Origin of the sequence: Paenibacillus physcomitrellae (genome assembly GCF_002240225.1) — a bacterium.
In the GTDB taxonomy this organism is placed as follows: Bacteria; Bacillota; Bacilli; order Paenibacillales; family Paenibacillaceae; genus Fontibacillus; species Fontibacillus physcomitrellae.
Window position 1 is genome coordinate 224,585 of record NZ_CP022584.1, and the last position, 24,129, is coordinate 248,713.

At 54.9% G+C, this 24,129-nt stretch carries 17 protein-coding genes; 14 read left to right on the forward strand and 3 right to left on the reverse strand.

The genetic code is table 11. The annotated features are described in order from the left end of the window. Positions 1 to 11 precede the first annotated feature (11 nt). The 10 genes from CBE73_RS01070 to CBE73_RS01115 all read left to right on the forward strand — a co-directional run bounded on the left by CBE73_RS01070 (position 12) and on the right by CBE73_RS01115 (position 14,749). Positions 12 to 2,240 carry a hypothetical protein gene (locus tag CBE73_RS01070; RefSeq protein WP_094092617.1) on the forward strand — a complete coding sequence of 743 codons (2,229 nt, stop codon included), beginning with the start codon at positions 12 to 14 and terminating at the stop codon, positions 2,238 to 2,240. 50 nt (positions 2,241 to 2,290) lie between these two features. Beyond that, a complete protein-coding gene (locus CBE73_RS01075; RefSeq protein WP_094092618.1) occupies positions 2,291 to 4,330 on the forward strand; it encodes a glutaminase family protein in 2,040 nt (679 codons plus the stop codon). A 278-nt stretch (positions 4,331 to 4,608) separates the two neighbouring features. After that, positions 4,609 to 4,929: a hypothetical protein gene (locus tag CBE73_RS01080; RefSeq protein ID WP_094092619.1), complete on the forward strand. Its 321-nt coding sequence runs from the start codon at positions 4,609 to 4,611 to the stop codon at positions 4,927 to 4,929. A 12-nt stretch (positions 4,930 to 4,941) separates the two neighbouring features. Then, positions 4,942 to 8,943: a type VII secretion protein EssC gene (gene essC / locus CBE73_RS01085; RefSeq protein WP_094092620.1), complete on the forward strand. Its 4,002-nt coding sequence runs from the start codon at positions 4,942 to 4,944 to the stop codon at positions 8,941 to 8,943. Positions 8,944 to 8,957: 14 nt separating this feature from the next. Then, entirely contained in the window at positions 8,958 to 9,791 is an 834-nt protein-coding gene (locus CBE73_RS01090) for a hypothetical protein (protein ID WP_094096057.1), read from the forward strand. 2 nt (positions 9,792 to 9,793) lie between these two features. Beyond that, positions 9,794 to 10,429 (forward strand): hypothetical protein, encoded by a 636-nt coding sequence (locus CBE73_RS01095; protein WP_094092621.1) that lies wholly within the window; start codon positions 9,794 to 9,796, stop codon positions 10,427 to 10,429. Positions 10,430 to 10,550: 121 nt separating this feature from the next. Then, entirely contained in the window at positions 10,551 to 10,829 is a 279-nt protein-coding gene (locus CBE73_RS01100) for a WXG100 family type VII secretion target (RefSeq protein ID WP_094092622.1), read from the forward strand. A gap of 109 nt (positions 10,830 to 10,938) precedes the next feature. After that, positions 10,939 to 13,059, forward strand: a complete 2,121-nt coding sequence (locus CBE73_RS01105; RefSeq protein WP_094092623.1) for a serine/threonine-protein kinase — start codon at positions 10,939 to 10,941, stop codon at positions 13,057 to 13,059. Positions 13,060 to 13,103: 44 nt separating this feature from the next. Next, entirely contained in the window at positions 13,104 to 13,856 is a 753-nt protein-coding gene (locus tag CBE73_RS01110) for a vWA domain-containing protein (RefSeq protein ID WP_094092624.1), read from the forward strand. A gap of 11 nt (positions 13,857 to 13,867) precedes the next feature. Continuing rightward, complete coding sequence (locus tag CBE73_RS01115) at positions 13,868 to 14,749, forward strand: PP2C family serine/threonine-protein phosphatase (RefSeq protein WP_094092625.1); 882 nt, start codon at positions 13,868 to 13,870, stop codon at positions 14,747 to 14,749. A 101-nt stretch (positions 14,750 to 14,850) separates the two neighbouring features. Here CBE73_RS01115 and CBE73_RS22035 read toward each other — a convergent pair whose 3' ends face one another. Further along, entirely contained in the window at positions 14,851 to 15,057 is a 207-nt protein-coding gene (locus CBE73_RS22035) for a hypothetical protein (protein WP_174704635.1), read from the reverse strand. A 41-nt stretch (positions 15,058 to 15,098) separates the two neighbouring features. Here CBE73_RS22035 and CBE73_RS01120 point away from each other — a divergent pair, with 41 nt between their 5' ends. Continuing rightward, a complete protein-coding gene (locus CBE73_RS01120) occupies positions 15,099 to 15,905 on the forward strand; it encodes an SDR family oxidoreductase (protein ID WP_094092626.1) in 807 nt (268 codons plus the stop codon). 151 nt (positions 15,906 to 16,056) lie between these two features. On the opposite strand, the gene gluQRS is transcribed toward CBE73_RS01120, so the two are convergent. Then, complete coding sequence (gluQRS, locus tag CBE73_RS01125; RefSeq protein ID WP_094092627.1) at positions 16,057 to 17,025, reverse strand: tRNA glutamyl-Q(34) synthetase GluQRS; 969 nt, start codon at positions 17,023 to 17,025, stop codon at positions 16,057 to 16,059. A gap of 308 nt (positions 17,026 to 17,333) precedes the next feature. On the opposite strand from gluQRS, the gene hrpB reads away from it, so the two are divergent. After that, on the forward strand, positions 17,334 to 19,859 hold the full coding sequence (hrpB, locus tag CBE73_RS01130; protein WP_094092628.1) for an ATP-dependent helicase HrpB: 2,526 nt from the start codon (positions 17,334 to 17,336) through the stop codon (positions 19,857 to 19,859). An 85-nt stretch (positions 19,860 to 19,944) separates the two neighbouring features. Then, positions 19,945 to 20,526, forward strand: coding sequence for a general stress protein (locus CBE73_RS01135; RefSeq protein WP_094092629.1), 582 nt, complete (start codon positions 19,945 to 19,947; stop codon positions 20,524 to 20,526). Between the two features lie 234 nt (positions 20,527 to 20,760). Here the strand turns inward: CBE73_RS01135 and CBE73_RS01140 are convergent, their stop codons facing one another. Then, a complete protein-coding gene (locus tag CBE73_RS01140) occupies positions 20,761 to 22,944 on the reverse strand; it encodes a YhgE/Pip domain-containing protein (RefSeq protein ID WP_094092630.1) in 2,184 nt (727 codons plus the stop codon). Between the two features lie 324 nt (positions 22,945 to 23,268). On the opposite strand from CBE73_RS01140, the gene CBE73_RS01145 reads away from it, so the two are divergent. Next, positions 23,269 to 24,126, forward strand: coding sequence for a PRD domain-containing protein (locus tag CBE73_RS01145; protein ID WP_068694726.1), 858 nt, complete (start codon positions 23,269 to 23,271; stop codon positions 24,124 to 24,126). The last annotated feature ends 3 nt before the right edge of the window (positions 24,127 to 24,129 follow it).

Below are 24,129 nucleotides of genomic sequence, written 5' to 3' on the forward strand. Positions count from 1 at the left end.
GAGTTCAGGCAGTGACAGGGAAATCACGGAAGGAAGAACGAACCGGATTTCAAGAGGGCAGCACCTTCGGACCTGCGTATGATCTGCAGGCGGATTTCGTGATGGTATACGGCATTAACGAATCCATGCCGCGGCGGATCCGCGAATGGGCGGAGCGGGGTTACCGGGTTCACCTGATGACCGGGGTATCCTGGGGCGGCTACCAGGATTATCTAAAGGGCAAGGTGGACGGCCGTCCGCACTGGGATGAAGCGCAGAAATACCATGACGGTGAAACGATTATCCATGGGACTTCAGCGGACATTCCTTATATGGTGCCAACGATAAGTTATGCCGACTTTCTGGTGGAACGGATTCGTCCCGCCGTGGATGCGGGCGTGGAGGCCATCCATTTGGAAGAGCCGGAATTCTGGGTGGAGGGCGGTTACTCCGAGGCCTTTAAACGCGAATGGCAAAATTACTACAACGAGCCTTGGATTCCGCCCCATGCTTCAGAGGATGCGCAGTACCGCGCTTCCAAGCTCAAGGCTTATTTGTATACCCGCTGCCTGGACCGCATCTGCTCAGCGCTCAAGGAATATTCATTAGTCCGGTATAATCGGCCGCTGCGATTTTTTGTCCCGACACACAGCTTGATCAACTATACCCAATGGCGGATTGTCAGCCCGGAATCGAGGCTGCTCGATTTGCCTTCGGTTAACGGCTATATCGCTCAAATCTGGACGGGAACGTCGCGCACGGCTAATGTCTACGAAGGCAAACGCGCAGAACGGACGTTTGAGACGGCATTTTTGGAGTACGGCATCATGCAGGAGCTGGTGCGTGGCACCGACCGGAGCATGTGGTTTCTCCATGATCCGATCGAAGACGACCCGAAACAGACGTGGGCGGATTACCGGGAGAATTACATCAAGACGCTGACGGCCTCGCTGCTTCATCCCGGAATTGCCCGGTATGAGGTGGCCCCTTGGCCTAGGAGAATCTTCGAAGGGCAATATCCTGCGGAAGACGGAAATGGCAGAGAAGGCATCCCTGGGGATTACGCTAGCGTGCTGCTTACTGTCATGCATACATTAGGCAGCATGGAGCAGGAAGACGTTCAAGTCTACGGAAATCCTGCCGTTACCGGCGTATTTCTGTCCGATTCGGCAATGTTTCAGCGCAAGCGGATCGGAACGGAGACGGCCGGCTTCATGATGAAATACGACGGCACCAATGAAGTGGAGCTTACGGATGAAGCTGCCGTGGAGCTGCTCAATCTTTCGGAATTTTACGGCTTGACCTTGCCGCTGATCAAGCATGGCCTGCCGGTAAGGCCGGTGCAGCTTGATAACGTGCGGCGGTTTCCGGGGTATTTGGATGATTATCGTGTACTCGTGTTGAGTTATGAATTCATGAAACCGGAATATCCGGATCTGCATAATGCTTTGGCCCAGTGGGTGCAAGAAGGCGGCGCGCTGGTCTATGTCGGCGATGACAGCGATCCGTACCACGGAGTCCGGGAATGGTGGAACCAGGGGAAACGCCGATACGCCACGCCAAGAGAGCATCTGTTCGAATGCCTGGGCTTGAGCCCGGCTCACACTCCGGAAGGCATTACCCGAGTAGGAAGCGGCCTTGTCTCCTATATGCGTGTGCGTCCGGAACGGCTCGCGCAAAGCGCCGAAGAAGCGGAACGCCTGCGGACTGCGGTACGGGAGGCGATGGCGGCCCTGGAGAATACCTCCGAAACAGAGGAAGCAGAGGGAGCGGAGGGAGCGGATCAAACCGGGCATGGCCAGAATTTGCGCTGGGAGGCGCTGAACTATTACCGGATCCGCCGGGGACCCTATATGATTGCAGCGGTAATGAGCGAATCGGTAAGCGATACGCCGCTTACGCTGAAAGGCCAATACGTAGATTTGCTCGAAGCGGGATTGCCCGTGAAAGAGCAGGTGACCATCCTGCCGGGGAAGCAGGCTTTCTTGTACGACCTGGAATACGCCGGGCAGCCAAGCAGCGCGATCATCGCCGCATCCTCAAGGATCGAAGATTATTTCGAGGATAAACATCACCTTTCATTTACGGCTAAGGGGCCGCGTCCGCTGAAAGCGGCCGCGAGAATTCGCTGCGAAGCAGAGCCGGCAGCCGTCAAAGCAGGAGCGGCTGAACTGAAATACGAATATGATCCGGCGTCGCAAACCCTGCTGATTGCTTACGAGCATGGGGATGAAGGCACACGCATTACCATTACAAAATAAGTTTATGGCCCGGCACATAACCGGGTCCATTCTTTGGAGGCAGATCTCTTATGACAACGACTTTACGCCCACCCGCAGTCCCGTTAGTTACCATTGATCCTTATTTCAGCGTCTGGTCGATGGCCGACCGTCTAACCGGCGACTTCACCCGGCATTGGACGGGTAAGCGGAATGCGCTGACCGGGCTGATCCGCATCGATGGAACGCCTTGGAGGTTCGCTGGTTTAACTGAGCCAAATCCGGAAAATTATTATGCGGAGCCGGAAGCTATGCAGCAAACGGAACTTCAGGTTACCCCGCTGTCCACCTCTTACACCTTTGAGGCGGGAGGCATTGCGCTGGAGGTTGTATTTACCAGCCCGCTGCTGCCCGATTCCTTGGAGCTTCTGTCGCGGCCGGCGTCTTATGTATCCTTCCGGGTACGTTCCCTGGATGGTAATCCGCATGACGTGCAGCTTTATTTCGACGTGACCGGAGAATGGTGCGTGAACACCAGCGAGCAAAAGGTTGTACTGGGGCAGGAGAAAAATGAACATTTGGCGATTATGCAGGCGAGAAGCGCAGAGCAGCAGGTTTTGAACGCCTCGGGAGACGATCTGCGGATCGACTGGGGCAGCTTGATGCTGGCGGTGCAGCAGGCTCCTGACATGCAGACATGGATGGGACCGGCGGAAGTCCGCAAGTCGTTTGTACGCACCGGTGAACTCAAGGCAGGCAGCAAGACACCTTCACCGAATGAGGCGCAGACGGTTCGCGATACCCAGCCGGTGCTGGCAGCCGTTTGGAATTGCGGCGAGGTAGACGGCAAGGCAGGTAAATCGCAGATGATTGTGCTTGCGTATGACGATGTTTATTCGATCGAATATTTTGGGCGCAGGCTTGAGGCGTATTGGAAGAAAGATGGCCAAACTACGATGGAAATGATAGAACACGCATTTCGGGAATATTCGGACATCCTCCTGCGCTGCGAAGCGTTTGACCGGCAGCTGCAGGCGGATGCCGTGCGTTCCGGCGGAGAGAAATACGCCGATATTTTGTCCCTGTCCTACCGGCAGGCGATCGCAGCGCATAAGCTTGTGCTTGATCCGGAAGGCCAGCCGCTGTTCATGTCCAAAGAATGCTTCAGCAACGGTTGTATCGCTACAGTCGATGTCAGCTATCCTTCGATTCCGCTTTTTCTGCTGTACCAGCCGGAGCTTGTCCGCGGAATGATGCGGCCTATCTTAAAATATGCGGCAAGCGAAGCCTGGCCGTTTGAATTTGCTCCCCATGACGTCGGCCAATATCCGCTCGCTAACGGTCAGGTGTACGGGGAGAATGCGCGAGAGGCCCAAATGCCGGTCGAGGAATGCGGCAATATGCTGGTGATGGCAGCGGCAGTCAGCCTGGCCGACGGACAATGGGAGTTTGCGGCGGAGCACCGCGAGCTGTTGTCCCGGTGGGCGGATTATTTGCTCGAATACGGGCTTGATCCGGAGAATCAGCTGTGCACCGATGATTTCGCCGGCCATTTGGCCCGCAATGCCAACCTGTCGGCCAAAGCGATCATGGGAGTGGCCAGCTACTCCTTATTGTGCAGGCAGCTGGGCGATTCTGCCGAAGCGGACCGTTACCTGCAGGCGGCTAAGGACATGGCCGGCCAGTGGACGAAACTTGCGGAGGATCAAAGCGAGGGAAGCCCGCATACCAAATTGGTATTTAGCGAGAAAGGGGAAGGCACCTGGAGCTTGAAATACAATCTGGTATGGGATCTTATTTTCGGAACGAATCTCTTTGATCCATCCCTTGTTCGTCGGGAAACGGCTTGGTATTTGGAGAAGCAAAACCGCTACGGCGTGCCGCTGGATAACCGTGAAGCTTACACCAAAGGGGACTGGCTCGTCTGGGCTGCTTCGCTGGCGGAGGAGCGGAAGGACTTCGAGCAGATCATTTCGCCGCTTTGGGACTTTCTGAATGAAACCCCGGACCGCGTACCGTTCTCGGACTGGTACGATACGATTACGGCCCGGCAGATCGGTTTCCAGCACCGCAGCGTGGTCGGCGGGATGTTTATCAAGCTGCTGAAGGACAGAGGTTTGTCTATAAAGTAAGCTGTATAAGTGATTTCTGTAATGTAATTATATACTGATTATAGAGATTTAAGCAGTTAACAGGGGTGGAGGTTTCTCTTCACTCCTGTTTGTCATTTCGCCCGACTGTTCTCACAGGCAAGCAGACATTCGCTAGAACGCTTTCATGATTGTGTGCTGCGCCCAAGAGACTATTTTTGTGAGTCATTTGTAATGGATTTACAAATTTGACTGCCCTTTAGCAGGGAAAACAGTGGTATGATGATAGAGAAATTCAGAAGGAACAGGTGCAATAGACTATGATATTAACTTTAATAGATGGCAGAACGAATCTTCAGGTTTGCGATGTAGAAATACCGGATGGACTAAGCGCGGATGGTTTTAAGCAGCAGTGGATGCTGGAATGGGCGGCTGAAGACGCTGTTCAAGATGCAGGCAGCTATTTATTGGAAGGAAAAGAATCCGGAGGAACCTGGTTCCCGATCCCGAGCGGCATGCGGCTTGTAGACAGCGGCTTGCAGGAGGGGGCTTTTATTCGGGTCAAAAGTGTTTACAGTACGGTTCCCGTGTCCGTTCAGGAAGAAAGCAGCCTTCCGCTGTTTCGGAACGAATACGAGTAGGAGGGGCGAGCTATGGGATTTATTTATCAAAGATCACCCCGCATCAGACCGGAAATCGAACAAATCCGTCGGCAATTGCCGGCTCCGTCCCAAGTAACGGTTAAACCAGCTGTAGGTCTTCCGGGGTTGGTTCTGCCGGCACTCGCGCTTTTAAGCGGATTCGGTATACTGGTCTACATATTGGTGTTCGGTGCTGCAGGAGGACACAGCAGCTTCTTGTTATGGTTGGCAAGCCTGGTGCTGCTGCTCGCAGGAGCCGTTCCAGCGGCTTATATGCTGAATGTCAGAAACAGATATACCCAAGCGCAGCGTCAAAAGGCAAAAGAATATTCGGAGCTTCTAAACCGGCTTGAATCGGAATGGAACACCAAAGCGGATGAGCAGCGGGAAGTGCTGGAACAAATCCACGGGGATTTTGTACGTTCTGAAAGCATCGTAAGAAGAAGATCGCCGTCACTTTGGGAAAGATCTGTATCAGAGCCTGACTTTCTCCATCTGCGGGTCGGTACGGGGGACGCCCCGGCTGCTTACACTTTCTCGCTGCCTGCTATCGGCGAACCCCAGGGAGAGTCGCAGCTGTGGTATGAACAAGCCTGTCAATTGGCGGAGAGGACCCAGTTTGTTCCAAATAGTCCTGTGGCTATCCCGTTATCCGAATGCGGCGTGACTGGAATTGTGGGTGACTGGCAAGCCTGTCTCCAGGTGCTGCGAAATCTCCTGGTCCAGCTGGCCGTACGCCACTCACCGGATGAAGTAAGACTTTCGGCTTTCTTCAGGGAGGATCAGCTAAAGCAATGGGACTGGATGCGCTGGTTCCCACATTTGTGGGAGACGGACGGACATTTCCGGCGAATGGCTTGTACAGCTGCGGACAAGCAGAAATTGGCCGACTATCTGCAAAGAGAATTAAGAAACCGATTTGGGCGCTCTGCGGGTTCAGTAAGATTCACTGAGGTGAATGAACCTGCCAAGGATATTGTCATACTGTCCGACCCCGGGGTTATGGATCATGATCTGCTTTATGCGATGCTGACGGAGACTGGAAAGCTGGCCGGCGCGCATACCGTTATTTTGGCCCGTTCCGTGAACCAGCTTCCGAGACAGTGCCGTCTGATCGTGGAATGTGAAGCCGAGCAGGGCAGTTATATATGGAAAAAAGAAGACGGACAAGTGGAGAACAAAACGTTTCAGCTTGACCGGATTTCCAAGGAGGAAAGCGAACATCTGGCACGGCTGATGGCCAGAATCACGCTGAAGAGCGCCAAGGCTGACGTTCTGCCTGAACGAGTACGGCTGCTGGAACTCCTTGACCGTGAAGATTTTTCTTCCGGCTTTTCTTCCGGCTCCGCCGCAGCAGCCTGGAATAACGGCAGATTACCGTTAGGCCTTCCTGTCCCGCTTGGCGTGAGAACAGGCGGCGAAACCTTTCTATTAAATCTTCATGATCGAATCGATCTGGGCGGACAAGGGCCGCACGGGCTGATCGCGGGCACAACAGGTTCGGGAAAAAGCGCGCTGCTGCAGTCCCTTGTCCTGTCAGCAGCCGTCAATTATCACCCGCATGATGCCGCCTTTCTGCTGATCGACTATAAAGGCGGCGGGATGTCGGGCGCTCTGCAGGAGCTGCCGCATGTCGTCGGTTCTTTAACCAATCTCGACGGAAGGCTGGTCGAACGGGCCAAAACGGCTTTAAGGGCGGAGCTTGTGTCCAGACAGAAGAAGCTGAAGACAGCCGGAGGGCTGGAACATATCGATGAATACTACCGGTTGGGAGCGCCTAATGGGCCCCTGCCTCATTTATTTGTCATCGTCGATGAATTTGCAGAGCTTAAATTGGATTATCCGGATTTTATCGATGAATTGGTCAGCATAGCTTCCATCGGCCGGACACTCGGACTCCACTTACTTCTGGCAACTCAGAAGCCTGCTGGAGTGGTCGATGATAAAATATGGAGCAACGCCCGATTCCGGATCTGTCTGCGGGTAGAATCCGAAAGCGACAGCCGGGAAATGCTCAAAATTCCGGATGCTGCAAGGCTGACCGTCTCCGGACGCGGATTTGTCCAGGTCGGCCCGGATTGGACCGAAGAGGTTCAGTTTGCCTGGCCTGGGGCGGCTTACGAAGGTAATGGCCAAGCTTTCTTTAACCCGGCTGAATCCCGGCTGCAAATGGTTCTGCTGAACGGTACCCGTGAGCCGGTTGGACAGCAAGGTGGGCCAGACATAAACGGGGCTGCACAGACCGGGCCGCAGAAACGCGAGCTTGACGTTCTTGTTGAGACGCTCTCCCGGGCTGCGGCAGAGCAGGGAATCGAACGTCTGCAAGGTCCTTGGCTCCCGTCTTTGCCTGAAGAGCTTTATCTGGATGAGCTGGATTTGCAGGCTCAGGATAGAGGGGCGCTAACGGCGTTTGTTGGCCTTGCCGACGATGTGAACGGGCAGCGCCAGTTCGCGGCGGCTCTGCCGCTGAAGGCCGGTCACATAGCTATTTACGGCATGCCGGGTTCAGGCAAGACGACACTGCTGCAAACGCTGCTGATGTCTTTGCTGCAAGAGCCGGATAACAGCTGGCACGGATATTTGATTGATATGGGAAGGATGCTGGGGGACTTCGCAGTCCTGTCTCCTGTAGGAGCGGTTATCGCTCCGGATGAAAGCGACCGGCTGCCAAGGCTGTTCCGCTTTCTCAAACGAACGGCGGCTGAGCGCCGGGAGCTGCTGGCCGGTGCCGGCCTCAAGCAGGCGGATCAATACAGAGGCACATTTGGGAACAAGCTGGAGGATATCGTACTGATAGTCGACGATTACCGCCGGTTTCAAACCGCCTTTCCAATGGAGGCCGAGTGGCTGGATGAACTTCTGCGGGAAGGAGCCGCGGCTGGTATTTATGTAGTAATGACGGCCAGCCGCTTCGGCGATATTCCGGAGAGGACACGCAGCCTGATTCCGCAGGCAGCTGCACTGGAGCTTGCCGATTCCGGTGATTATTATTTGGCCGTTGGCAAACCCTCTGCCCCGATCCCTTCAAAACGCGGCAGAGGTTACTTGAAAGGCTATCCTCCGCTCGAATTCCAGACGGCGCTGCCCGTCTCCGGAGCCGATGAGTATGAACGGGCAGAGCATTTGAGAGAGAAGCTCAGCCGGATCGCGGAAGAGTGGAAAGGGATTAAGGCTCCTAGAATTCCTTCGACCCCGGCCAAGGTCAATTTAAGGGAACTGCTGCCGGTAGGCAGGCAGTTTGGCCTTGACCCGGCTGCTGTGGCCGTGCCTGTCGGTCTTGATACGGAGGATCTGACTCCCGTGACTGTTTCGCTCGGCAGCGGACCGCATTTTATCGTGGGCGCTCCGATAGGCGGCGGCAAAACGACTTTTCTGCAGAGCTGGATTCTTTCGTTAGCTTGGCATGCGGATCCTGAGAAGCTGGCTGTTTATATCCTGGAAGCCAGGTCTGTCCAGCCGGACAGCTCGCATTTATCCCTATTATCCAGGCTGCCGCATGTTCGGGGGACCGGCATCGGCGAAAACGGGGCCGCCGAAATGCTTAGCCGGATTCAGGAGGACATACGAACTGCAGCGGAAAGCGGAAAGCCGCGGCCGGTAACGCTGCTTGTTATTGACGATGCGGATCTGCTGGCCCGCAGACTTAACGATTTTACAGTAAAAGATGGCTTGACGGAGCTCGTTAGAGGAAGCCGGGATACCGGCGTGCACGTTGTGCTCTCCGGGGTGCCCGGGGATTTCCCAACCTTCGGGGCCGATTGGTTCTCGGAAGTAAAAGCGTGTCAAACCGGCTTTATGCTCGGGACCAAAGACCCTTCGGATTTGGCATTCATGCGGATTCCGATCAAGGAATCGGCGGGAGGGCCGGGTGAACTGCCTGTGCTTCCGCAAGGAGAGGGTTTCTATGTTAACCGCAGATATATGAAGATAAAAGCTGCGGTGCCTTTCGATAAAGTATGGACGCCGGAGAAGTGGGTGGCCCGGGTTTGTGACCAATGGGAAGTGAGTGTATGAAGGGAGGTGGCCTGATGCTGGCAGCAAAGGATATACACAAAGCTGCGATCAGCCTTGAAACCAAGGAGTTGTTTTTTCTTGCCGGAATATTAGGTTCGGACCGTCTGCTTGGGGTGGAAGATCCCTTTCTGGGTTATTTGTCGGACGAGATTGCCGCTGAATGGGAGCAGGTTAAACAGGGCCTGCTGGATAAAGGGTATCTGACCCTTGGGGAGTCGGAACATGAACTCACGATGGTGCCTGAAGTGTTCGCCAGAGTGGCGATTACCGGTTTTGCTGAACGGGCCTGCTGGGTACGATACGAGGACGCCTCGGAGTCGTTTGAAGGATACCTGCATATCACGAATGAAAAGGTTGTCGAGGTGGCCCGGGAGGGGGAAGCCGATTCCCTCTACATTTTGAATGAACTGGGCAATGTGCAGCAGGCTTCGGCTTTGCTGGTGGAACGGATGAAATGGAGAGAGGAATCCTTATCCGATCTGCCGGCGCTGCTGCTCTCACGCAGGAAGTTTAACGATCTTTATGAGAAAAGCGAAACGATGGATCTGGAAGAACTGAGCAATGAGTTGTCTCAGTCAACAGGGGACATTGAAGCCTCCTGGGCGCTTGCAAAATGTTTGAAAGACCGGGCGTGCGAAGGGGAGCTTCAGCTTTCCATCTGGAGTGAAGAGGGATGGGATAGTCAAGGGGCAGCCTTTATCGTCGGACAGAAGATGAACTGGTTGATCCGGATGAGCTTAAGGGATGAAGAGGATTGGCTGGTGGCTACGCCGGCGACGAAGAAACAATTTCATGACATGCTGCTGCTGTGGTTGGAACAGCCGCCAGAAACAGATGAAAGGGGATAATCATGCGTATTAGTATAGAACCCGAACAGCTCCGTTCTGCGGGCAGCGGCCTGCAGCGCTCTGCGGAGCAGCTTCATACGATTGCTGAGCATTTGAACCGGCTGCTGTATTCGTTCAGCCAGGACAACGAATCTGCATGGGCAGCCGTCCAGGCCAAATGGGAGCAGGCCCGCTTTTTATCGGAGCAGTTTGGACAAGAGCTGTTTCGTTTAGGGCAAGGGCTGCAGGTCCGCTCCGCCTCCTTCGACGAAGCAGACCGTCATTTCGGCAGCACTTTCCCAAGAGGTGCCGGTCAGGCAGCCAGCCTGTACCGCACGCTTCGGCTGGGAACGGACTCGCTTATCCTGCCTTCGGCTAAATTTTCGCCCGGGGTTATCTCCAATCCACGATCGGCTGTTGAAGCCGTGCGCCGTGAATGGCATGAAACGAAATACAGCCAACAGGAGCTTCGCGGCACTTGGGATAGCAGCGGCCCGTCGGATTCAGGACCATCGGATTCCAGCTCACTGTCTTCAGAGAACAATACCGCTTTATTCACCGGATTATCCCGCAGAAGATCGGCAGGCAAAATGATTCTGAAGGAAGCTGCCTTAAATCCGCAGCCCTGGGTGTTTACAAATCCGGCCTCCGGATTGTAAACGGCAGATGACTTTAAATCTGGGCGGATTGCGGCTGATTCAAGGAGAATGAAGATGGGTAAAAAGCTATAAAAAATGCTTTGTTTCTTGCCCAAGGGATTTCAATGAAGGGAGAAAGGCTATGGGAGGCAGAATTACGGTTAATCCGGAACAAATTGAAGAGATGGCACGTCAGTTTCTTCAGGGTGGCGAACAAAGCCGCCAGATTATAGCCGGTTTGACCCAAATGGTGAACAGTTTGGAACAGGAATGGGAGGGGCTGTCCAAGCAGCGTTTCTTCCATGAATTCCAGGAAGCGGATAAACAAATGAAAGCTTTTGTGTATATGCTGGAATCCATAGGCGAAGAACTGGCCGTGATGTCCAACAAGTTCAGAAGTCTGGATCAGACCCGTTTCTAAAGAAAATGGCAGCAAGCGGGCGTACAGCCCGGTACATATACATCAAGGAATAACGCCGGTCAGGTAATTTAATCTGATTAGGCAGATGGGAAGAAAGAGGGAAACAGGAATGGCTTTTAATCCGAATCCGGGAGATCAAATTCAAATCGGCGGTACGAATTACATAATCGGCACGCATCCGGCTGCGCCCGGGATGGCGTATGCCCAGGCCGGCCGTCAGGGTGTCGTCTACCAGCTGATTCCGGAGAACGGTGAAGCCAGTCTGACCATGGCTTTGAAGATCTTTTTACCGAAATTTCGTATACCTTCCCGGGTCCATTTATCGCAAACGATGGAGGAATTCAGCCGGCTTCAGGGTTTGAAGGTTTGCCAGAGAGAAGTGCTCACCCCGGAGATAAACGGGAAACTGATTGCAGAATATCCGGATCTGCTCTATGCCGTCCTTATGCCGTGGGTTCATGGCTGGACATGGATGGATGTGCTTGGAGGCGGAGACGCGATGTCACCGGCTGAAAGCCTGGAAGCGGCGCGCCTGCTGTCGTCGGTTGGATCTGCTATGGAACAAAGAGGCATTGCACATTGCGATTTGTCCGCTCCGAATGTGATGTTTACCGAAGACTCAAGCAGCCGGCTTGGCATAGAACTGGTTGACGTAGAGCAGATGTTCAGTCCGCGTCTCGACCCTCCGGATCTGCTGCTTGGCGGGTCACCGGGATACGCTTCTTCCCGTACGTCTGCTGGCCATCCGTCTGCAGTATGGAACGCTTATGCCGACAGGTTTTCCGGAGCGGTCTTGATTGCCGAGATGCTGGGCTGGTGCGAGCCGGAGGTTCGGGAGCTGGCCTGGGGCGAAAGCTATTTTGACCCGGAAGAGATGCAGCGTCCATGCGAAAGGTATTACTTGCTGAATCGGACTCTGGAACAAAGATGGGGAAAGGAAACGGCCGAGCTGTTCGCCAGAGCTTGGGGCAGTGGGGATTCCAGGTTCTGTCCGACCTTTGGCGAATGGGTTATCGCCTTGACCAAAGCTTCCGGCCGTTTAAATGTTGCCGATCCAGGGAAAGCGGATATTCCGCACGATCAGGCTGGTGGTCTGGCCGCTGGTGACCTGTCCATACCGGAGAAGAGGCTGCCGGTTATACTGGGAACGGATGAAGCCGATCACCCGGATGAGGACCTGAAGATAATTCCGGCTTCCCGATTTGGATCAGAGCGGGAGGCTGCTGTTCTAGTGGGACAGGCCAGAAAGCTGGAACGGGATGGACAGCTGTCTGAAGCGCAGACTCTGTATCTGCAGGCACAACGGGCTGCGTCTGAAGGCAGCCCTCTTTACGTCGAAATTACCTCTGTGATCCAGGAACTGAAGCAAGGTATGGAGCAGGACCAAGACCCCGCACCACGAAAGATTGCTCTTGCTGGAACTGAAGCAGCTTTAAACCCGGCCGTCGGAGCTGCGAATATCGGCGGCGATCGTATGAAGATTGCAGGCGCACCCCAGACAGCGGGGAGAAGCAAACCCGTTGTCCGTACCAGCCGGCGGCTTTGGTGGGGAAGCGGAATAACGGGGGCCCTATTGCTCCTATTAGTTGGTGTGCTGCTGATAGATCGGGCATCGTCTGATCACAAACAATCGCTGACTCATTCGTCGGCTTCATCGTCCTTGCCGGCCGATTATACTTTCAATCCTGTAGGGGGAGGAAAGGTTCCGTCAGCGTCTAATGCTCCAGCTAAAGGTGATTCAGGGCAGGCTGTCCGGGAAGAAGAGGCCGCCAAAGCCGAACAGGAGAAGCAGGCAGCGGTGAAAGCGGCTCTTCAGAAGAAATATGCCCAGCAGGTGTCTTATAACAAATACTTAGAATGGAAGAAAAACAAAGAGCTGCTGCAGGCCCGAGCGAAAGCCGAGGCTGAAGAGGAGGCCCGTAAGGCTGCCGAGAAACGGGCGGCGGAAGAAGCAGAGCTTAGGGCACAGAAGGCCGAACAGGCCAAACAGGCCGCCCGGCTCAAAGCGGTTCGGGATCAGAAAACGGTTAAAATGATCGCTTATTACAATTCGGCGTACAACGCCCAGACGGGCGGACACCGGGATATGGCCGAGCGATACTGCCGTGACTTTCTTGAGATTTATAACACGGATGCCCAGTATTTTGTCAAAACCGGAGCGATCGGCAAACGTGTCGGGCACATTTATAAATACCTGCAAAGCTCCGCTTACGTTCTGCCGGATGTGTAGGGAGCTGTGTACGGTGAAAGAGTACGAAGAAGAAGGGGACAAGCATGACATATACGGTACAAGCTTCACAGCGTACGCCTGCACTGATCATTTATTTGATTGATATCAGCGCTTCCATGAATATGATGATGGAGGGCAGAAGAAGAATGGATATCGTCTACGAGGCGCTTTCGCTTGCTGTCCGCCAAATGGTGTTCCGGTCCACGAAAGGCAACCGGCTGACGCCCAGATACCGGGTTGCGATGCTTGCTTACAGTGATGAGGTCTATGATCTGCTTGGTGGAGTAAAAGGCATCGATGAAATTGCCGCGCTCGGCACACTTCCCTGGATGTCGCCAAAACGTTTTTCAGACAGTGCGAAAGCATTTCAGCAAGCCGAAAAAATTCTGCGGGACGAACTTCCCTTCATGCAGGACTGTCCGGCGCCCTTGATCTGCCATATGACAGATGGCGTCCATACTGGAGCGGACCCGCTGCCGGTTGCCCGGCGGATTATGGAGATGGGCGTCCCTGACGGAAAGGTGCTGATCGAAAATATTTTCATTACCGATTATCTTCTTTCGGAACCTGTTGCGGAGCCGAGAAGATGGGGCGGGATCACTGTGCAGACGAAGCTGAAAGATGATCACGCGGAGCTGCTGCGGGAGATGTCCTCCCCGCTTCCGCCAAGCTACCGGGAAATGCTGCAGGAAGCGGACTATCAGCTGTCGGAAGAAGCGCTTATGCTCCTGCCCGGAACTTGTGCCGAGCTGGTGTCCGTCGGATTTCAAATGTCTGCGGCAACACCGGTCAGATAAGGAGGGGGCGCATGAGAATGACACCTCGCGGTATAGGAAAAGGCGGCCAAGGCCCGCATTCAGAGCTGTTCATGTGGCTCAGCAGCCAGGATACGGTTCAGCCGGTCACTTCATGGTCGGACGGGGGACTGACCTGCCGTTACGGCTACAGTCCTTCCTCCGAAAGCAGCAGTTATGGAGAACCGGGACAGGATTTTGGCGCGGTGGCCGTTCATGGGAATTCGGTGCGATTTGTTTTATGCGACGGGGTTTCGTTGAGCTACAGAGGGGATTTTGGCGCCAAGCTGTTGGGTGAAGGCTTATTTGAATGGCTGCGCGAACCGCCCGGCATGGAGATCGAGCCCGCTGTCAGACTGCTTGAAGCCCTTTCATTCAAGGCTGAGCAAGCCCTTGATTGTCTTGAGCTGCCCGCCGGACTTCCACCGATGTTAAGGGATGTCCTGCTGGAGAAACGGAGCCAAGGGACAGCGGCCATGTTTACTTGCGGCTATCTTGTCCGGCCCACTCCCGAACAGGAAGGGGAATTGTGGCTGATGTGGCAGGGAGATTTGCGCATTCGCCTATGGCGCGATGAACAGGAACAACGGCCGCTTCCGGAAACGAGCTTCCGTACGGAAGAAAGATGGACCAGTATGAGTTCGGCACGCCAGTCTCGGCTTCAACGATCGAAGACCGCAGCGCAATATCCGCATATGGTTCACCTTCCGATCCCATCTCGGGAAAAGGGCGGGCTGCTGCTTTATACCGATGGATTGCAGTCTCTGGACAAAGCTGGACTTCCTTTATCCGGATGCGAACTAACGGATGCCTTGAGGGGCGGAGCAGCGGGCTGGCTTGAAGATGATGCTTCGCTGCTTGAAGTAAGCTGGAACGGAGTGGAGCCGGATTTTTAAAATCAAAAGGCTTAAAACGATCAAACAAATCGAATGCGTTAAAACTGAAATCTTCAGGACAATTAAGTCAACCAAGGCAATCAGGACAGCAATCAGGTCAATCAGAACAATTGAAGAAAACCGCCAATCAGGCAGACTATGCCATTAAAGATTCCTAACGTGTTGAACCTGGGGAATCCGGACAGGTCTGCTTTTTTGTTGTATCCGAAGAAAAAGCCGCTTTTAACTGTAGCTTGTGATTTAGCATCTAATCCTTTTGGGTAATACTGAGTTAGCAGGAAAAGGATCTGAAAATCATCGTTATCCATATAGGAATCAAGCTAAACAACATAAAGAGGAGCGTGTGTCCATGACAGTACCAAACCAGACAGTTCAGCGCTTTAGCGGAAAAACGGCGATTGTAACCGGAGCGGGTTCTGGAATCGGAAAAGCGACGGCCATTCAGCTGGCGAGAGAAGGAGCGAAGGTGGCGATTTTTGATCTGAACGATCAGCGGATTGCGGAGACTGAAAATGAAATCAATCAAATTTTCCAAGGGGCAGCCCGTGCGTTTGATGTGGATATCTCCGATGAAGCCCGGGTGGCGAAAGCGGTCAAGGAAGCTGCGGATCATTTTGACGGGGTGGACATTTTGTTCGCGAATGCCGGCATTAACGGGGCTTGGGGTCCGATTGAGGACATGCGTCTGGAAGACTGGGAGCAAACCCTGCGGGTCAATTTGAACGGCACCTTCCTTTCGGTTAAACATACCATTCCTTATATGAAAAAAAGAGGAGCTGGCAGTATTATCATTACCAGCTCGATCAACGGGCTTGACCGCTTTTCCGGCTGGGGGGCTTCGGCCTACAGTACAACCAAAGCCGGTCAGGTGGCTTTTGCCAAAATGGCAGCGCTGGAGCTGGCCAAATTCAAGATTCGCGTCAATGTTATCAGCCCGGGGGCAATCGCGACCAATATCGACGAATCGACCAAAATCAGCGACGAGCTGAAAGAAATCGTCATTCCGGTCGAATATCCGGAGGGCAGCCAGCCGCTTGCTGACGGGCCGGGCCAGCCGGAGGATGTCGCTGAACTGGTCTGTTTCCTCGCTTCAGATGCCTCCAAACATATTACAGGAGCGCGGGTCCGGATTGACGGGGCGGAAGCTTTGCTCTGATTTGGAATGGTAGATTGTGATTTGAGTCGGATCGAAAAAACCTCCAAAACCACTGTATAAGTGGGGATGGAGGTTTTCATTTTGCTTAAAATCGAACTAGGAAGCAGAAGATGAAGACTGCCCGGCAGCAAGCCGAACAGTCTGCTGGAGATTAGCGAGAATCCGCCAGCAGCTGCTGAACCATCTGCGAGGTCAACGTAAAGGGCGATTTCGAGATTAGGTCCAGCGTAAATCCTGTAACCAGCTCTGAGGCCTGAACGGGCTCGGGCCGGTCGATCAGCCCGCTGATATAAGCCAGCCAGCCGATAACCCTCTCTGCAGGAAGACCGGAACGGCGAAGCTGGACCAGACTGAGATCGCCATGGCGTTTGGCGAGCCGCCGTCCGTCTTCCCCCATAAGCAGAGGCGCATGGGCAAACTGTGGCGGCTGCCAGCCAAAGGCTTCATATAGAGCCAGCTGCCGGGGAGTTGAATCCAGCAGGTCGCTGCCGCGCAGCACATGCGTAATGCCCATGGCAGCGTCATCCACGGTCACGGCGAGCTGGTAGGAATACATGCCGTCCGCTCTTTTTACGATAAAATCGCCACCGCTTGCTTCAGGAAAATGCTGAAACCCCGCTATGCCATCCTGAACCTCATATTGCTCGTTTTGGAGCGCAAACCGGAGAGAGGACGTTTTATGTAGCGCCCTTTCCTCACGTTCCTGCGGTGTCAGCTTTCGGCAGGTTCCCGGATAAACAGGGCCTTCCGAGGCCAGGCCATGAGGAGCCCCGGCAATTTGCAGCAGCTCGGCCCGGCTGCAGTAGCAGGGATACAGGCGCCCTTTATGCTCCAGCTCCTGCAGGGCCTGCTCATACCGGTCCCGCCGTTCGCTTTGCGTATAAGGTCCGTAATTTCCTCCCTGACCGGGTCCCTCGTCCCAATTCAGGCCAAGCCACTTCATATCAGCGATAATTTGCCGGGCTAATTCGGATTTGGAGCGCTGCATATCAATATCTTCAATCCGCAGCACAAATACGCCGTTCGCAGCGCGGACCTGCAGCCAGGACAGCAGGGCGATTTTGGCGTTCCCAAGATGCATCGTTCCTGACGGAGTAGGGGCAAAACGTCCTCTTATCATTATACGATCACTTCCTATTCTGACTTTCTCCTCAAGCTTTATTGCTTAAGCGCTCTCTCCTGAGCTTTCTCCTTGCTTTCAAACCGGAGCTGCTGTTGTGGTTCGTCACCCGGGCTGAGCTGTTCACATCTTTCTATCATATCAAATCAAGGGCTAACTTTCATCGAGCCAGCTTTGACAGCTATAGAGCCCCCGCTTATGATTAAGGATTAGGAAAGCGGAAATGGTAACCGCAAGTACAGCATGCATAGAGAGCACGGAGAGCCGAGGAAGAATAGAAAGCACAGAAAGAATAGGAGAAACAAGAAATGAGATTACCGGTTGACGAATGTTTGCCCGAACTGGCCCTGGTGCTTGAGAAAGGCGAAAATGCCGTTCTGATCGCCGAACCTGGTGCGGGCAAAACAACGAGAACGCCGCTTGCCCTGTTAAAGGAAGCCTGGCTGGACGGCCAGGGCATTCTGATGCTGGAGCCGCGGCGTCTGGCGGCGCGGTCCGCCGCCGCTTATATGGCCCGCGAGCTGGGCGAGCAGGTTGGCGAAACGGTTGGCTACCGCATCCGCATGGAGAGCCGGACCGGCCCCCAAACCCGCATTACGGTGGTTACCGAAGGGATTTTAACGTTAATGCTGCACAATGATCCGGCTTTGATTGGCACCGGACTGATTATATTTGATGAATTTCATGAGCGGAATCTGCACTCCGATCTTGGGCTGGCGCTCACCAGACAAAGCCAGCAGCTGCTGCGCGAGGATCTGCGAATTTTGGTCATGTCGGCCACGCTGAAGGAAGGGCCGGTTTCGGCGTTGCTGGGCGGAGCCCCGGTCATCCGCAGTCAGGGCCGGATTTATCCGGTGGAGACCCGCTACCTGACAGAACGGAACGAAACCCCGCTTGAAGTTTTGGTGCAGCGCACCGTTCTCGGGGCTCTTCAGGAGCACGCAGGGAATATGCTGGTCTTTCTGCCCGGCATCCGTGAAATCCGCAGGGCGGAGCAGAAGCTCGCGGCCGTTGATCTAGCTGGTGCCCAAGTGGTCCCGCTGTACGGAGCGATGACACAGGAGCAGCAGCAGGAAGCGATTAAAGCTTTGCCGGACAGGCAGCGAAAGATCGTGCTGGCTACGTCGATTGCGGAGTCCAGCTTGACCGTGGAAGGCATCACGGTCGTCATCGACAGCGGCCTGCGGCGGACGGAGCTGTTCTCGCCCCGAACCGGGATGGGGCGGCTGACCACGGTGCGGGCGGCCCGGGATTCGGCCGACCAGCGCCGGGGACGCGCGGGCCGGACCGCGCCCGGCGTGTGTTACCGCCTGTGGACGGAAGAGGACCACAGGCAGCTGAAGGAGGAGACGCCTCCGGAGATGCTGGAGGCGGATCTGGCACCGCTGGCGTTAGCGCTAGCGGTGTGGGGTTCGCCCCCGTCCGAGCTGGATTGGCTGACTCCGCCCCCGGCAGGAGGGTATGCCGGGGCGGTCCAGCTGCTCCAGGCGCTTGGCGCGCTGGACGAGGACGGGAGGCTCACCGGGGCCGGCCGGGAAATGGCCGGCCTCGGCCTGCATCCGCGCCTGGGCCGGATGCTGCTGGAAGCCAGACGCCTCGGGCACGGGCGTCTGGCCTGCCTGCTCGCCGCGCTGCTCGAGGATTCCCGCCAGCTTCGCCTGGGCGGGAATGACGCCGACGTGCGGCGGGCGCTTGCCGCGCTGCTGGCTGCAGAGCGCGGCGCGGAAGGGCCAGGCGCGGGACTGACCGCGCCTGGGGGACCCGCGGCAGCAGCGGAGCTGCAGCCGCTGCTGCGCCAAAGCCGGCGCTGGGCGAAGCAGCTGGGCGCCGGCCCAGAGCCGCTTCCGCAGGTTCCGGAAGCGGAAGCGGTCTGCGGACTCCTGCTGTCGTTCGCCTTCCCCGACCGGATCGGCCAGCTCCGTCCCGGCGGCCGTTACCTGCTGAGCGGCGGACGCGGCGCCGCTCTGCCCGCCGCTTCGCCGCTGGCTGGCAGCCCATACCTTGTGGCCGCCGAAGTGGATGACGAAGGGACGGAAGGCCGCATCGTCTGGGCTGCCCCGCTGGAGGCGGATCACATGGAGACCTACTGGCGTCCACAGATGAAGGAATCCAAGCGGGTCGTCTGGGACGAGGCTACCGAATCGGTCAGAGCCTGGCGCACGGTGATGCTGGGTGCGGTTGTTTACCAGGAGACGCCCGATCCGAAGCCTTCCAGAGAGGATGTGCTGCAAGCGCTGCTGGGGACTATTGCCGGCGGCGGAATAGGCCTGCTGCCGTGGAACGCCAAATCTCGTCAGCTGCAGGCGCGCATTCAGTTTCTGGCTCGTTACGCCCCCTCCGGAGATTGGCCGGATGTCTCCGACGAGTCGCTGCAGCGTCAGGCCGCTGAATGGATCGGACCTTATGCCGCCGGCTTCAGGCGCAAAGCGGATCTTCAGAAGCTGAATCTGGTGCAGATGCTGGAAAGCCTATTGACCTGGGAGCAGAAGCGCCAGCTGGACCAGGAAGCTCCCGCTTTGATCCAGGTGCCGAGCGGCTCAAGGATTGCCGTTGTTTACGAAGGCCCGCAGGCTCCTTATATTTCAGTTAAGCTGCAGGAGATGTTTGGGCAGCTGGATACGCCGAGACTGGCCTTTGGGCGGGTTCCCTTGACCCTCCACCTGCTGTCGCCGGCGGCTCGTCCGGTTCAGGTCACCTCGGATCTGCGCAGCTTCTGGGAGCATACCTATTTCGAGGTCAAAAAAGACCTGAAGGGCCGTTATCCCAAACATTATTGGCCGGACGACCCGTTTGCGGCGGAGGCTACGCGAAGAGTCCGGCCAGGCGGCAAATAACCTGGTTTAGCCTTATAAAACGTTTAATCTTGTTCCTCCGGGGTAAAAGTAGGATGTACGACCTACTTTTAGGGAGGCGATTCATATGGCTAAAAAAATCGTAGGTGTGTTTGAAACGGAAAGAGAAGCTACTGCTGCCATTTCGGCGCTGCAGCAGGAAGGATATAACGCTGAAGGCATTTCCGTCATAACCCGGGACCGCCGGGACAGCGAAGCGATTGCCGAAGATACGGGTACCAAAGCCCCCGAAGGCGTAACCGCGGGAGCGGCGACCGGCGGTGTTCTGGGCGGAGTAACCGGTCTGCTGGCGGGTTTGGGTTTGCTTGCTATTCCGGGAATCGGCCCGATTCTGGCTGCAGGCCCTATAGCGGCTACTTTAACCGGAGCGGTAGTCGGCGCAGGTGCAGGCGGTTTGGTAGGCGGTCTTGTTGGGCTGGGCATTCCGGAGGAGGAAGCCCGGGAATACGAGAACTATATCAATGAAGGGAAAATACTTGTTCTGGTTGATGAAGACGAAGCAGAACGCCAGACCCGGGTTTATGATGCCTTCAGAGACAACCGGGCCATCAATGCCCACAGGTATGATAACGTCGATCCGCGTCAAATCGGGGCCAATGCCCAAGCCGGCATTAACGATTACGGTACTGATGGTTATACGCATAAATAACGGTTCTTTCCGATTTAGTCAAAAGGTTGCCCTCCGCAGCAGGAAAAAGCGGAGGGCAGCCTTTTGCTGTCTGGAACGCTCTTTATGCTCTAATGCTCTTCATGCTCTAATGCTCTTCATGCTCTAATGCTTTTCATGCTCTAATGCTTTTCATGCTCTAATGCTTTTCATGCTCTAATGCTTTTCATGCTCTAATGCTTTTCATGCTCTAATGCTTTTCATGCTCTAACGCTCTTAATGAATCAATTTGCTGTTTTTCGCCTTTTTGACGACATTCGAAGAAACGGAGTTAATGATCTCTTTTAACCCGATCCCTATCGCAAGAGCGCTGGCTGCGAACAATAGCAGCATCAAAGCGGAGGAGCCGACGATATCCCACAGGATGCCGCCGACCGCTTCCCGCATCATCCGGATCGCATAAGTGAAAGGCAGGAAGGGATAAACCGCCTGAAAGAAAGGCGGGGTGACCTGAATCGGGAAGGTTCCGCCCGACCCGGCAAGCTGAAGCACCAGCAGGACAATCGCCATCGCTTTGCCGACGTTGCCGAAGACGGAGACCAGCGTATAGATCATCAGCATAAACACGCTGCTGAGCAGGAGGCCAAAGACGACAAACCAGACCGGTTCTGCTGCATAAGTGCCCAGCAGGAGCAGATCGCCGGCCGTCACAAACAGGGACTGCAGCACAGCAAGCGTCCAAAAGGTAAGGAACCGTCCGAAATAAACCTCGTAGCTCCGGTAAGTGAGCCCGGGTTCATGCACTTCGACAGTCAGCAATGAAACCAGCAGCAGTCCGCCGACCCAAAGGGAAAGCGTGGAGAAGAAAGGCGACATCGCCGACCCGTAATTTGGAATAGGAAACAGCTGATGTTCGGATAACGTGACAGGCTGGGCAAAAAACTCGCTTTCCTTCTGGAAATTCAGCTTCAGCAGATCGATCAGGCTTTGCAGGTCGCCTTCCGTCTCAAGGGAGCGCAGCCGGTCCGCCAGCTCATGGACCTTCTGCTCGGCTTCCGGAAGCTGCCGGCTCAGCATGGACAACTCCTTGCTGCCGAGACGAATGCCCTGTGCGGCATCGGTCAGGATATGGCTGACTTCAGGCAGGGTGGACTTGGCGTCCTTGAGCAGGTCTCCGGCTTCTTTAGCTGAAGCCCGGGCGTTGTCTACGGCCCCGAGCAAAGCAGGCTGAATTTCGCCCTCAAAGCGGTCCAGCAGATCCTTTGCGGCTGCTGCCGTTTCACGGGATAGCGCTGCAAAGGAATCCAGCTCTTCCGGAGAAAGGGGGTTTCCGGCTTTGGCGGCTTCAAGCAGCGAACGATTTAGCTGTTCCAGCCGGGTCAATTTTCCGATCATTTGGTCGACCTTGTCCGCAGTCCGCCTTAAGGTAGAGGAAGCTTCCGAGGATTGGCCGCGGCTTGACAGGCTCCAGCTTTTTAGCTGGGTCAGCAGCTCGGACAAACTTTCCGAGGCCTGACGGACGGCGGCTAAGGCGGTTTGGTTTTGCTCCAGTCGGGAGACGGCTTCGGTCACGGCACCTGATTCACCAGCTTCCTTCAGCATTTCCGCCAGGGCAGCAGCATTCGTAGCCGTCTGCTCCACCTGCGACAAAACGGATTTGGCCGCCGGTCCGGAGGATGCGATGACGTTTTGGCTGTTGTCCAGAAACGCGGACAAGGCCGAAGTGACCTTAAGTCCTTGATCGGCCAGGTGTTTGGCCTGCGGCAGCGCCTGCTGGACGCGGGTGACGATGCCTCCCGCTTCGTTTAAATCGGAAGACGCCGTTTTGGCCGCCTGGTTGATTTCCGGGAAACGGCTTTCCAGCTTGAGAACCAGCGAAGTAAGCTTATGGATAAACGGCAGCTGCTCCTGAAGCTCGGCGCCAAGCTGGTTAAACACCTTAAAGATCGCGCCGTTAGCCGTTTGTACGAAATTTCGGCTGACCTCCTCCACAATTGAACTGGCGCCTTGGGAGGCGATTTTAGGCGCTACGGCGTTTATTTTCTCGTTCACCGTATATTGGATTTCCGCTTTCTGCGGGTTCTCCGTTAATACCGAAGCGATCCGCTGGGAGAAATCGGACGGAATTTCGATCGAGGCGTAGAATTCGCCCCGTTTAACGCCGCTGAGCGCGGCTTCCGGCGTGGTGAACACCCAGCCGATGCTGTGATTCTCTTTCAGGGAGCTGATAATTTCGTTTCCCGCGTTAATCGATTTTCCCTGAACGGTTGCCCCTTTATCCACGCTGGCAACGGCCACGCTGAGCCCTTTGGTTTGACCGTAAGGGTCCCAAGAGGCCAGGATATTAAACCAGGCGTAAAGGGACGGCAGAAGCACAAGCCCTCCGATAACCAGAGCGGCTGCCCAATTGCCGGTGATTCTGCGAATGTCCCGGGCATATAAGGAAAATATTTTATTCATAAGGACCTCCGGCTATTTTTTCCTTATTGTTTGTGAGCGCGGCGAATTGTATGCCTGATAGTACCGGGAGAAAACAGCGGAAAAGGAAAGAAGGTCGGGAGGCCCGATTTTTTGTATTGACGAATACAAATGCCTGTTTTATGATGGACACAACAAAAGCAAATCTTTCTGACGGCGTGTTACCATGACGTATAAATGGGCATGAGCCAAGGAAAACTTCCCTTTAATTCCAAAGGCGTAAGTTTATCCTTGGCTCTTTTTGTTTTGCTGTAGGGAAGGAAAGAAGAAGATCCGGGGTTTTTACCTTAAAAGGGGGCGGTGGCGATGAAGGAAGCTGAAATATTACAGGTCCAGCGGATCATCGGCAACAATGTCGTCATGGCAAACACGGTAAACACCAACAAGGAATATGTACTGCTGGGAAAAGGCATCGGGTTTATCGTGAAAAACGAAGGCACGATTGACGTTAACGATCCAAGAATCGAGAAGAGATTCCGTCTGGAGGACCGCGAGCAGTGGAGTCAATATCAAAGCATTCTGGAGGATTTTGATCCAAAGGTCATAGAGATTACGGATAAAATCATCGAACATATTTCCAGGGAATTTCCGGGCAAACTGAATGACAAGGTGTATTTGGCGCTTCCGAGCCATCTTCAGTTTACGATTTACCGGATCCGGCACGGGATGGATATCATCAATCCTTTTTTGCTTGAAACCAAGCTCTCTTTCCCCAAAGAATATGAGATCGCTTCCAAGATTGCGGATATGATCGGACAGGAATTTGAGCTGGAAATTCCGGAAGATGAAATCGGCTTCCTGACTTACCATGTTTATTCGGCGGCGAGCGATGTTCCGGTCGGACAGCTCGTTAAAGCATCGAATATTGTTGGAAGGCTGATTGAAGCGATTCAGCAGGAGAAGAACATCCATTTCGATCAAGGCAGCTTAAGCCATGTGCGCCTGATGCTGCATCTTCGTTATTCGATCGAGCGGATTCTGCAGGGGACCTCGGTTGATAATCCCTTTGTTAATCACATCCGGTTTGAATACCGGGAAGAATATGCCCTTGCCCAGAAGCTAGGCCGGATTATGGCCGAGGAGCTGGATAAGAAGGTGCCGGAAGAAGAGATTTGCTACATGGCGATGCATTTATACCGGCTGTTCCAAAGAATCCGCCGATAGAAT